Source organism: Candidatus Omnitrophota bacterium (assembly GCA_028716165.1).
In the GTDB taxonomy this organism is placed as follows: Bacteria; Omnitrophota; Gorgyraeia; order JABMRG01; family JABMRG01; genus JAQUQI01.
Map to the genome: position 1 here is coordinate 46,203 of JAQUQI010000001.1, position 12,412 is coordinate 58,614.

Below are 12,412 nucleotides of genomic sequence, written 5' to 3' on the forward strand. Positions count from 1 at the left end.
TTATCTTGATTTAAGATGAAGGTTCTTGTGCGGCAAGTATTTCTTCATCTGGTAGACTTGTTCAATAATTATCTCTCTTATGTTTCTGCTTATTAAATTATCAGGTATGGCCGGCGAAACAAGCATTTGGTATATTAACCGCAGCATATGCACAAACCAATATAGCCCTTTTGGCAAAAGCACAAACCAGTCAAAAAATCCCTGATAACCAACAAGTGTGCGCCCTGAAATATTTTTATTATCAACCACAACCTGGGAATAATAATTGGTAGTCTCAGTAACATTGCCTGCTATAAGGCCCTCTGCTCTGCATTGTTCTCCAAGCTCCGTGCCGGGTAAAGGCATAAAGATAGAGCACATAATGCGGTCCGGCCTTAACTTACGATTAATATCAATAGTTTCCCATACCTGCTTATGGGTTTCTTTTGGCAGGCCTATCATATTGAAACTGGCTGTCATCATACCATTTTCAGCAACTGACCTGTAAGCTTCTATTATCTTTGCCGTTGATATGTTTTTCTTGAGTACTTTATTGCGTATATACTCATTTCCGCTTTCAATAGCCATATTTACCATGAAACAGCCTGCATCGGCTAATTCTCTGGCCATTTTTTTATCCATATAATCTGCTCTTGTCTGAACCATAAAAGGCTTATTAATACGCTTCTTATACTCTTGGCAGAATTCTATAGCGCGCTGTTTATCAAGTGTAAACATTTCATCTGAAAGATAAAAAGAAGGGGCCTGGTATTTCTCTATAACATACTCCATCTCCTTAAACACATTGTCAAGGCTTCTATGACGCACAAACCTGCCTTTACCCTTATAATGCTCCATAAGAGCCTTGTTTTGACAAAAACTGCATAAGAAAGGGCAGCCTCTTGCGGTAAGAATATTCGCCCCTGTAAGTTCTGCGCGGTAATATTCCGGCTCAAACAAGTCCCTGTCTGGAAACGGTAGCTGGTCTAGATTATCGATTAACTCAGGACAGCCATTACGATAAATGCGCCCCTGGCTGTCTTTTGCCCAGATTCCTTCTGTTTTTGTAGTATCTTCCCTGTTTCCAAGGCGTTTTAGGAATTCTACAAAGACATGCTCCCCTTCACCTGTACATATATAATCTACCTCTTTTTCTGCTATACTTTTCTCAGGCTCCAGTATAGGCTGGATACCTCCCCAGATAACCGGTATTTTAAATAAATTTTTAGCAATCCACGACAGCCTCTTTGTCAGAGCATAATCCTGCACCATAACTGAAAATGCGACAATATCAGGGCTAAAGTCTTCTATATATTTTAAGAACCCCTCTTCTACACGTTGCGATATATTTTTATGCCATGATATTTTCTTATACGGGCTGAAGTGAAACAGCCTGGTAGTATGGCCCGCTTCCCTGCACGCGGCGCTGACGTACATGACATTAAGCGGCACCTCTCTTACTATATATCCTGGATAGACAAATAGTATTTTCATTCTTTATTATTCCTGACAGCATACCATGCCTTTTGAAAATAATATGACAGAAAAATTGGGTCCGCGCAAAAAGCCAGCATGAGATATTTAATGCCGTTACCAGCGCGTTTAGACCTAAAATATTCCTTTGATGCCCTGAAATAAACAAGCGCCCGTCTTCTGCGCATCAAATACCAGGCCATTAAGTGTATTTTGTTTAAATCTGCATAGCGTTTATAGTGTTCCTTAAGAACGCAAAGTTCACCCTTTAACATAGTATCTAACTCTTTAGAGAAATTTGAATCATGTTTCGAGCATTCCCCTAGGACAAGGTTTGAAGAATAAAACTTGCGCCCTGCCTTTGCCATTCTAAGCAATAGATCATAGTCCTCGACAAAATGCATATTAGTTCTGTCTTCAGAAAAAAACTCAGTCGCGCCTTCAACTACTCTTGAAAATGTAACTGCTGATGTTGAAAATATATTATCAGCAAACTTATTATCAAATAGCATCTGCCTGTAAACATCGCCTTTAATAGGTTCGGGCCTGAAAACACGCGTTATGTTACCATTACTACGAACATTCTGGCTATGGCATATGACATTTATTTCCGGATTGCTTTTATAAATTTCGGCCACTTTCGCGAGCTTGTCTTGATACCATATGTCATCTTGATCAAGTATTGCTATAATATCCCCTGTTGCTTCGCGTATTCCAGCATTTCTTGCTGCACCTAAACCCTTGTTTTCCTGTTTTCTGTATATAAAACAAGTACCACTATGCTTAGAAATATACCTTTGCACAATCTCTTCTACATTATCAGGCGAACCATCATTCACTAGTATAATCTCATAATCCTTATATGTCTGCGCCAGAACACTGTCTAGCGTAGCTTCTATAAATCTGCTGCCATTATATAATGGTATGATTATGGAAAATTTCATTTATTCTTATTCGTTTCTATATACTCTTTCAGGCAATACTGCCAATCAGGCATATTATTTATATTCAGCATATCCATTTTAAAATTACGCATTATCTCAGACCTAGCCCTTGGTGCAGGCAAAGGATATTTGTCTGAACCCACAGGCTGGATACTGACACTATCCTTGAGCCCCATAAATTCGACTATCTTAACCGCCATATCATAGCGAGAGCATTCGCCTTTGCACGCCAGGTGATACGTGCCATAACGCTGCGTGTTTATAATATTCATAAAGTTTAACGCAAAATATTTTGTAAATGTAGGGGTGCCAAACTTGTCGTTTACAACAGTTAACTGCTTTTTGCCTTCCTTAAGCTGTTTTACGATTTTGTAAACAAATTTTTTGTCTATCTCCCACCCGCCGACCATCCATCCGGCCCGTATAATAAAATACTCGTTCAACAGATCTTTTACTATATATTCACCCTCCAGCTTACTCTTACCATATACATTTATAGGGTTTGGCGTATCAAATTCAGTATAAGGGCCTTCTTTATCACCATAAAACACGCCTGCCGTGCTCACGTAAAGCAGTTTTACATTATACCTCTGGCAGGCTAAGGCGATATTCTCTGTTCCGAAAGTGTTGGCATAGAAGGCATGGTCCGGTTTTTCTTCGCACAAATCCACATTTGTCTCCGCCGCAAAATGAAACACATAATCAGGCTTATGCTTACCGATCTGCTTGAATACTTCCTTAGAGTCTGTTATATCCAATTTTCTTATCACAGGAAGCCTTTGGTTGATATCTGTTTGTATCAACTCATGCCCCTGCTTAATAAGCGCCGGGATAACATCCGCGGAAAGCATGCCGGCTGAACCTGTAATTAGGATTTTCATCGCCTGTCTCCTGTTTTAACTTTTTAATAACGCGTCTAATTTTTCAATAATACATTTAGTACCGGGGTCGTGACTGTATGCTATAAAAGGGCACCTCTTATAATCCACGCCTGTTTTTCTAACATAGTCCAGCGCCATATCCAGACACCATCTTCCCGGGGCCTTTTTAATCCCGCAAGCCGCGCCGACTTCTTTCTCTATCTTGAAGAATAAGCTATGATAAACAGAAATTTCAGCCTTAGACAAAAAACCCCTTTTGGCCAGGCTGCAAAGCACGTTTTCAGTAATACAATAAATAAGGTCATACTCGCGGGGCATTATATCATTCGCATTTTCCCAATCCATTATCCATTTAACCGATGAACCTTCAAACAAAACATTGCTTATTGAAAAATCGCCATGGGATATCAGCTCTTTGTTATCACAGAACACTCTCCTGTAATAGGATATAAGATCTGATAGTTTCTGATAATTCTTATCTAATTGCGCCATATAATCGCCCGGCATGCCATTGTGATACTTTAGCTCCATCTTCCCGTAAGAATCCAGTAATTTAAAATTTATTATATTCTTTTCACGTCCAGTGTTAAGGCGCTCGGAGTATTTTGATATGCCCTGCAATTCTCTGGATAAGGCCATGACACCCTTTGCCGAAAATGTTGTCCGGACTATGAGCACAGGCAGGCCATTATCATCTGTCTTAATACCTGTGCATACATCACCATTGTGGCTGCAATTTCTTATAATATTTATCATTTTTTATACGCGTGCGCGATGAAGCTCGGGGCAAAAAACGCGCATCGCAGCCTCCTGAAAATTATCTCTTCAATCAATCTCAATATAACCTTTTTATAAACAGGCTTTTTGCCTATTGATTTATTATACCTGAAAAAATCCATACCCCTTTTTTCGCTTAATATAAAATCCGGCTCCTTGTAATCAGGAAAAGCATAAAACATCTCAACACGCGAAAACCCTGCTGAATACAATAGCTCTTTTAGCTCTTTTTTAGAATGTGTCCAGGTCCTAAACCTTCTGCCTTTAAGCAAAATAGAAAGCCTGTCTTGAACAAATCTCGGGAGCAATGATATGAACCTTATCCCGCAGTGCTCTTCCCGCAAGCCAAGAAAATAAAATATATTGTAACGGTTTTCTATAGCCAGATAGAGGCACCCTTCTTCATTTAACGAAGCGTGTAACTTCTTCAAAAAACGCCTCTGTTCATCTATGGGCCTTTCTTTTGTGTCTTTGCTGAATATTTTTTTTACATTTGTAAACAACTGCCTGCTGCCTTTTATAAAATTATTTACTTCTATGTCCCCTTGTTCAGGCAGCCACTCTAAAACACCGTTTACAATAACTTTGGAAAAAATGCCATCGTGGAAATTTATCTCTTTTAAGTTGGCCCTGACCAGGTGCATATTCTCCAGGCGCTCTTCAAGCTTTCTCTGCTTCAATAATCTTAAGCTTTCCTCGGTTTGGTCAACAGCTATAACATCAGCCTTAGCCCTGGCAAGAGGCACTGATAATGCCCCCCACATGCATCCGGCATCAAGAATCGTATCAGATTCACAAATATCCAATGTTGCCATACCGCCTGCTCTTTTTAAGGGAAATATGGCATCCTCATGCTCCGGGAAATACTTTCTAACCGTCTTCTCCGAGCCCAAGGCATTGAGATCTTTTAAATAATCCCTGTTTTTTGATTTATCCAGGTTAGACCAATAGCCCGAGCCCGGCCCATAATAGATGCCGTCTTTATATTCCTTTATATTTTTTATAACTCGTTTTACGTCTATCATAACAGGTCTTTAGCCTTTAACGCGAGCTGGCTGTCAATCCAGCCGGACTTTGAGACAACATAAAAAGACGCGCAAAACAACAAAAACTCTTTGGCTACAAATGCCAAAAACACAACCCATGTGATAAATACCGGAGTAAATACTTCTATGACAAGAAGCAGGCATATAAAATCCACCGTCCTAGCCCTGTTATCCAGAAAATTATTAATAAACTCCCGCGCCTTATCAAGCCTCGGGCTCAATATGCCGGTTTTTTCCGTCCGTCCGGCGGGCCTTTCGCTGTCCCGGAGCGCGTATTTGGCCAGGGCCTTTTTATTCAGGCATGATTTAAAAAGTTCGGCCAGAGCATAGTTATGGAATTTACCCAGGAAAAAAAGCGGTAATAAAGGTATCAGATAATAATATACCGCGCACGAGGACTTTTGCGCCGCGTAAAAACCCAGGCCTATCTGAAGACCCATGGCACCCATCACAGCCCCGTATCCGTCAAGCATGGCCCCCTGGCATGATTGCCTGTTTGTCACTCTTGCCAAATGGCCGTCACTCCAGTCTAATATGCCTTTTGTAAAAAATATAAACACAGCCGACAATACGCCAATCTTTGTAGCCATTCCAAGAAATATCCCGCCTGCCAGGCCCAGCAGGCAATATAACACTGTAAGCGCGTTCGGTGTCACGGCTGTTCCTTGCAGGGCATATACCAGCCAGGCGCTTGTCTGCATATAAAATTTCGCCTTAAAACAGGAATAGGGCGTTTTCCAGCCCTTAAAACACCCCGGGCCTAAGTAATGCTGTTCATACTGCTCTTTTTTGAGCTCGGATATCGTTTTCATTAAAAAACCCTTTCTTATTAAAGATGGTAATATCATTTTTGATGATCTCCGCGATCAGATCAGAAGGCCGGGGAGAATCAATCCTGAAAGCGTATTTTTCCATTAAACCCTTAGAAAACCTGGATTCAAGAGCGTCTTTTTTATACAGGGTAAGGCAATCCTCAAGCTCTTGCCGGCAGGATACGACGTAAAATCTGGAGCAAAGGTCTTTTTCCGACGAACTTCTTAACAGGGATTTGTCTTTGAGGTATATTATTACAGGCATATCAAGCGTTAAAGACACAGGCACAAGCGCTGTTCCGATATAATCAAGGATTAGAAGCCCGTATCTGTCAATAACAGCTTCGGCCGGAATGCGGCGCATGACATCCACCCTGTCCGCTTTTTTATCATTAACCATATGCCTGAAATACCCATAATTAAACCGCTCATCGCTCGGGTGTGCCTTAACACTCATAGAAAGTCCGAGGCTTTTTACGCAGTCAATTATATCGTTATTAATCTGGAATAAATCTCTTTCAGCCGAATTTGTCATCATGTCCCTGTAATTATAAGAATTGAAAACCGATGAGCAATACAATATCTTTTTATTTCGCCGCTTTCGCTCATTTTGGCGCGCATGATAAAAATCATAGAGCCTGTCGGAACCGGGCGCGTAAGAAGGCCCGGCATTGCCTTTGTTGAAAAAATCCAATTCAACCGCGCTATGATACATATTCGTCTTATCTATAACAGGGTTCTGCTCAACGTATTCCTGATAAGGGTGTTTATAAAACATCGTGGTCCCGCCGTGCTGGAAATAATAAAGGGGGATTTTCCTTTTATTGGCTATATAGGCGTAAATGTCCTCGCTTATCCGGCAGGCTCCTGCCGCAAAAAACAATGCTGAAGGCTTGTCAGCGTCAAACCGCTTTTGCGCGTGATTAAAAAAAGACGCGATATAACATGCCACCTGGCGGCAATATGAATCAAAGAGCCTTTTTATATCCGGCATGAAACCGTCAAACCATTTATCGCAAAATTCCTGCACGGCCTTTAGAGAATCCTGGCCCATTTCAAAGGCAGTAGCCTTCAAAAATCCTGGGGCAGATTTTATATCATCAAGCGGCCTTATATAATCATATCCGGGCATACGATCCTTGATATAACCTGTTTCATAACCTGCCTGCATAATATATATGCAACCCTGGAAATTCAATTTAATGCCCCGGCGCCCTAAAAAAAACACGCAATTACCCGCTTTTCTTGCCGCCCGCGAGGCCTTATGCAAATAATAAGGCAGGTTTATGCCCTGGTAATCACGGGCGTTATGCCAATAACACTGCGGCATAAGCAGGCTCCTAACCATGGAAACTTTATTGGCCAGGCCCGCGTTAAAACTATGAAATGCCAGGCCGTTAAGCGACATGTCCATATTGATGTCAAAAACTTTATCATAATACGAACTGCCTGCTAAATACAGCCTGTTGTAATCCTTCCTTAGGCCCTGGCATACATTATAAACATAATAGAGGTTTGTAAAAAACGTCATAAAATACAGTATATTGCCGCTAAAGGCACGCTCATATTCTAATGCCTTCTCGTTTTGCCTGTCAAGCAGACGCAAAAGCTCCCCTGCCTGGCGCATCATGGCCGTATTGCCTTGACGAAAACTTCCAATATCAAAAAAATCGTCAAATACCCTGTAATCCATGCCATTTTGCCTGAAAGCGTGCATGGCATCAACTGTCATGGCTACCTTGCCGATATCCCAAGGCAAAAACTTTAGCGCCGGTTTCAGGCCGGCTTTATCTATGAGTATTAACGCGTCTTTTTTTTTGGGCCCCATAATGGAAATTATCTTATGCTCCTTATTGTCTCAAATGCCTCCGCAAGCCCGCGGCCGCTGCAACTGCCCCATTTTTTGGCATTGGCAAGCATGGCAGACCCTGAACGCGGATGCGGAAACTTTCTCATTTCAGTTTTATACACAGCCAGCGCCATGGCCTTTGCCTTATATGACTTCGTTATATCATAAAAAATATCGGGGCAAAATTGACGGCCATATTGCCCAAAAGACCATTCGGTTGACGAGAGGGTTTCAAAAGCGTATATATCACGGATACCGCGGTTGGCTGGCAAGGGCCTGGCGGCCGTCAGAACGGCCCTGTGCGTCAGGCAATGATCCATATTCAAATCCGCGCAATGGTGCGTAAAAATAATATTGGGTTTAAAGCGTCCGATAATATCCTCAACCTTCTTAACGATATCAAGCAAATCAACCGAATCAAACCTGTTATCAGGCAGGTCAAAAAAAGATATTTCCCTTGAGCCGAGTATCCTGCCCGCTTTAAGCGCGGCATTCTTTATCGCGGCAGTATCAGGCTTTCGCCCGGCTTGACAACGCGCGCCAAGCCCTTCTCCCAAAATAGCAATACGGATATCATGCTTTTCATCTGCCAGCCGCCTAATCGTCCCGCCGCAGCCTAATGTCTCGTCATCCGGATGAGCGCAAACTACCAGGATCCTGTCTTTCATAATTCCTCCTTACGGATATTGATTATTTTTTTCTTCCCCGTGCTGGTGCCGGTAAAGCCTGGCATAAAATCCACCCTTACTTAGCAATTCATTGTGACTGCCGGTTTCAACAACCCTGCCCGCGTCCAAGACTATAATGCTGTCAGCGTTGATTACCGTTGAAAGCCTGTGCGATACACAGATAACGGTCTTTGACCTGCTTAAGCCTTCTATTGCCTCCTGTATCTTTTTTTCCGAATACGTGTCAAGCGAACTTGTGGCTTCATCAAAGATATACACCTCCGGGTCCCTGTATACGGCCCTGGCAATGGCAAGCCTCTGCCTCTGGCCGCCTGAAAGCGTCAGCCCTCTTTCCCCTACAAGCGTGTCATAACCGTCTGGAAGGCCTGCTATAAAATCGTGTATATCGGCCGCCTTAGCCGAACTGATTATGGCGCTCTTTTCAACGGCACCCGCCTCAACGGCAAAAGATATATTGTCGGCAATAGTCCCGTTAAAAATAAAGGTGTCCTGGCTTATCAAACCTATCATCCTCCGCCATGAACGGATATCAAAATCGCGCATATCCTGCCCGTCAATTCTTATAGAACCTGTATCATATCCATAAAATCCTATCAACAAGTCTATAAGCGTGGATTTTCCGCTTCCGGACGGGCCTACAATTCCATAAAATTTGCCTTTCTCCAATTCAAGGTTAATGCCTGAAAGCCTGAAACCGCTCTGCCCATAAGCAAAGCCTGTATTTGAAAAAGATATTCCTTTTTTAAAACATTTAATCGCGGGCATATCTTCCCTGGGGCGGGCCAGGCACAAAAGCCCTGAAACAATATTTATTGAAGGCAGTAAACTGGCTATCTGGATAAAACCGCTGTTAATGCCGGACATGGAAGTCATTATCCTGTAAGAGGCGCCTCCGAATATAGCGATAGCGGCAAATATAGAGCCGGCATTTTCCTTGGCAAGGCTGGCCGCGAATAAAACAAGCAGTATGGCCAAAACCACAAGAGTCTGCATGACAGGCGTCGGCATACAGCTTATCGTCGCGTTCCTGGTATAAATACGCGCCTTTTCGCATACCGCCTGGCAAAACCGCTTCTTAAAGAAATCCTCCGCCAAAAAAGCCTTTACCTGTCTTATGCCGGAAATTACCTCCGCGGCAAGGGAATAAGATTCTTTCTGCAATTCAGCGTGCACCCTTGAATCCGCGTAAACTTTAATCCTGGAAACGGCATAAACAATAACCATGCTTACAGCCGAAACCGCTATCAAAGATAATGCCCATTTAACGGATACGAAAAAGAGCATTGCAAACAATAACACGACTGTAAAAATATTCCTCGCTATCTGGCACGTATACACAATGGCATTACCCGCGTTTTCCGTGTGCACCATCTGTTTCTGCAAAAGATCTCCGGCGCGGTGTTTTATAAAATAATCATAGTCCTGGCCCATATAACTTGAAAATATGTCGTTCTGCCATTTGCTCGTCAGCCCCTGCGAAAGCTTAAATTGAGCGTAATACGACAAAACAATAAATATCCCCCTTGCTATGAAAAATATAATTACCGACAGGAACAAAACCGGGACAATCTGCTCAAGGCCAATATCAAAGGGCAGGATATTATTAATCAACTTTGCATAAACACTTCTTTTCTCATCGCTGTTAAAAATATTTAATATAGGATAAAGCGTGCCTATGCCCAATGCCTCAAAGAGCGATGTCAGGGTAATGACAACTGTAAAGACAAATAAACGCGCCCTCTGCTGGTTTATAAGATAAAAAAGATTTTTTACCGTATCCGCTTGTATCCTGGGCATAATATCCTTTTTCTCAACCAAGACTTTTTATCGCCCGGTCAAGGCTTGTCATATTATTAATTTTTACGCAGTCTAAACTTCCGAACATTTCCTTGTTCGCCTCGTATACGCGGGCGATAAAATTGACGGAATTGGCCCGCGCGGCCTGCATATCGCTTAAGGCGTCTCCTACATAAGCTGTTTCATCAGGCATTAAGGCGAAACGCCTAATTATGTCATTAACAGCGTCCTCTTTTTTAACAGGCGCTCCATACAGGGCCTTAAAAAAAGCGCTTATGCCCCTTTGTTCAACTATCCACTCCATTTCAGCTTGAGGCGTGGCAGTCGTTATAAAAAAATCAAAAAAATCCTTACGGGATTGCAGGAATTCCCGCGCGCCGGTAACATACGGCGCCTTTATCACTTCTTCCTTTACCAGAGCCGAAAACCTCTTGCATAGGTCATTGAATTCAGCGTCTCTTAATTCCCTTTTTAGAAAAGTTTTGTAAAAATACCTGAATTTATCAAACCTTGAAACACCCGTATTAGCAATATGGTAGCTTTCAACCATGTCGGCTATTTCTTTTCCTTCGTGCTCAAACAGCCTCCTGAAAGCTTTGGTCTTAATATCCACGGACTCAACCAATACACCGTCAAAATCAAAGATTATCGCCTTAATCATTTAATAATACCGCCCTGGCGGGCGCTCCGTCGGAGTCTTTTATCCTTAAGGGAAGGCAGAACAATTTGTAAAATCCGTTTTTTACCCCCTTAAGCGCGAGATTTTCCACAATCACTATCTTTTTTGAAAGCAGCCTCTTGTGAACAGGATGGGCCTTATCATCCGAGGCTTCTATGCTCATCTCTTCGGTGCCTACAAGACTGAAACCGCCTTGAATTACCATATCTGCGTCTTTTAAATCAAGGCTTGCCTTTTTAGAGCCCCTCTTAAGCAATATGGCTTTTGCCCGCTTAAGCCCCGTGCCGTTTAAAAAACCTATGCTTTTTAGATCATCAATACCGGCAACGAGCGCCCTGCAAATAAGCTTATCAATTGCAATGCCGTCCACAGGCCCGGCGCCTTCTATGATATGCCGCGGAGCGTCAATATGCGTGCCTGTATGAGTGCCCAGGCTTAAAGCGCCGAGATTACATGAAGAACCTTTCTTGATAGATTTATGGCCTCTTAAAACAAATTCCGGATCAGAGGGATAAACCCGCATACCGTTACGCAATTGCCTGCTGATATCTATGTATTTCAACGCCTATTTCCTCCCGATATAAGAAAGAAGATTTTCAACCGAATCTATCTCCATTTTTATTCTTGCCTCCTTAGCATAAGAACCTATATGAGGAGTAAGGATAACATTATCAAATTGAATCATTTTTCCAGTATAAGGCTCTTTATCAAACACGTCCAGGCAGGCCCCCGCTACACTGCCGTCTTTTAATGCCGCGCAAAGCGCCTGCTCGTCAATAAGCCCGGGCCGCGACGTATTGATAATATAAGCGCCTTTTTTAATCAAGCCGAATTCCTTTGGGCCTATTACAGGCCCGTTTGAAGGCGCCGGGCAATGTAAGGATATTATATCGCAACAGGATAAAAGCGTTTTAAGGTCAAGGAACTTACAGCCGAGCCTGCGCGGCATATCTATAATATCATAATAGGCGACCTTGGCGCCGAAGGCAAGAAGCATCTGGGCAAGCCTCTGCCCTATCCTGCCAAAACCGATGATCCCAGCATATTTACCCTGCAAAAGAGAGCCCATTTGCTTGCGCCAGAGGCCCTTTCGCATATCCCTGTCCATATGGCTTATTTTTCTTAAGATATTTATTATAAGACCCATGGTGAGTTCAGCCACAGCAAGCGTCGGGCCGCAGGGCGTGTTAAATACCTTTATACCAAATTCACTTGCCGTTGCCAGGTCAACATTATCAAGCCCTGTGCCGCAACGGGATACAACTTTTAGCTTTTTTGAAGAGGTTATGACATCTCTGGTTATAGGCTCCGTGCCGGCAATAAGAAAATCAATGTCTTGCAAAAAGCCTTTTATTTCATCTTCTTTTAATTTCCTGCCCAGCCGGTTCATTTCAACCGCCAACCCAGCCGCCTCAAGCATCTCCAGCGGTTTTTTATCATATTCGGCAAAAGAAGTCGTGGATATAAAAACCTTTTTCGTGTTCAT

At 42.7% G+C, this 12,412-nt stretch carries 12 protein-coding genes; all 12 read right to left on the minus strand.

The window, feature by feature from the left end:
* Genes PHV77_00215 through PHV77_00270 form a run of 12 tightly spaced genes read right to left on the minus strand, consistent with a single transcriptional unit; the run spans position 1 to position 12,412 of the window.
* On the minus strand, positions 1-1,473 hold the full coding sequence (locus tag PHV77_00215) for a radical SAM protein (protein MDD5503724.1): 1,473 nt from the start codon (positions 1,471-1,473) through the stop codon (positions 1-3).
* Positions 1,470-2,396, minus strand: coding sequence for a glycosyltransferase family A protein (locus PHV77_00220; protein ID MDD5503725.1), 927 nt, complete (start codon positions 2,394-2,396; stop codon positions 1,470-1,472). Before PHV77_00220 ends, PHV77_00215 begins: the two co-directional genes overlap by 4 nt.
* Entirely contained in the window at positions 2,393-3,277 is an 885-nt protein-coding gene (gene rfbD, locus PHV77_00225; protein ID MDD5503726.1) for a dTDP-4-dehydrorhamnose reductase, read from the minus strand. The genes PHV77_00220 and rfbD overlap by 4 nt, the downstream gene beginning before the upstream one ends.
* A gap of 15 nt (positions 3,278-3,292) precedes the next feature.
* Positions 3,293-4,033 (minus strand): hypothetical protein, encoded by a 741-nt coding sequence (locus PHV77_00230; GenBank protein ID MDD5503727.1) that lies wholly within the window; start codon positions 4,031-4,033, stop codon positions 3,293-3,295.
* A complete protein-coding gene (locus PHV77_00235) occupies positions 4,030-5,079 on the minus strand; it encodes a class I SAM-dependent methyltransferase (protein MDD5503728.1) in 1,050 nt (349 codons plus the stop codon). Before PHV77_00235 ends, PHV77_00230 begins: the two co-directional genes overlap by 4 nt.
* Entirely contained in the window at positions 5,076-5,912 is an 837-nt protein-coding gene (locus PHV77_00240; GenBank protein ID MDD5503729.1) for a CDP-alcohol phosphatidyltransferase family protein, read from the minus strand. The genes PHV77_00235 and PHV77_00240 overlap by 4 nt, the downstream gene beginning before the upstream one ends.
* Entirely contained in the window at positions 5,875-7,740 is a 1,866-nt protein-coding gene (locus tag PHV77_00245; GenBank protein ID MDD5503730.1) for a hypothetical protein, read from the minus strand. Before PHV77_00245 ends, PHV77_00240 begins: the two co-directional genes overlap by 38 nt.
* Positions 7,741-7,748: 8 nt before the next feature.
* Positions 7,749-8,429 carry a PIG-L family deacetylase gene (locus tag PHV77_00250; GenBank protein MDD5503731.1) on the minus strand — a complete coding sequence of 227 codons (681 nt, stop codon included), beginning with the start codon at positions 8,427-8,429 and terminating at the stop codon, positions 7,749-7,751.
* A gap of 9 nt (positions 8,430-8,438) precedes the next feature.
* Positions 8,439-10,247: an ABC transporter ATP-binding protein gene (locus tag PHV77_00255; protein ID MDD5503732.1), complete on the minus strand. Its 1,809-nt coding sequence runs from the start codon at positions 10,245-10,247 to the stop codon at positions 8,439-8,441.
* Positions 10,248-10,260: 13 nt separating this feature from the next.
* Complete coding sequence (locus PHV77_00260; GenBank protein MDD5503733.1) at positions 10,261-10,908, minus strand: HAD family hydrolase; 648 nt, start codon at positions 10,906-10,908, stop codon at positions 10,261-10,263.
* Complete coding sequence (locus PHV77_00265) at positions 10,901-11,488, minus strand: cyclase family protein (GenBank protein MDD5503734.1); 588 nt, start codon at positions 11,486-11,488, stop codon at positions 10,901-10,903. The genes PHV77_00260 and PHV77_00265 overlap by 8 nt, the downstream gene beginning before the upstream one ends.
* A 3-nt stretch (positions 11,489-11,491) precedes the next feature.
* On the minus strand, positions 11,492-12,412 hold the full coding sequence (locus tag PHV77_00270) for a phosphoglycerate dehydrogenase (GenBank protein MDD5503735.1): 921 nt from the start codon (positions 12,410-12,412) through the stop codon (positions 11,492-11,494).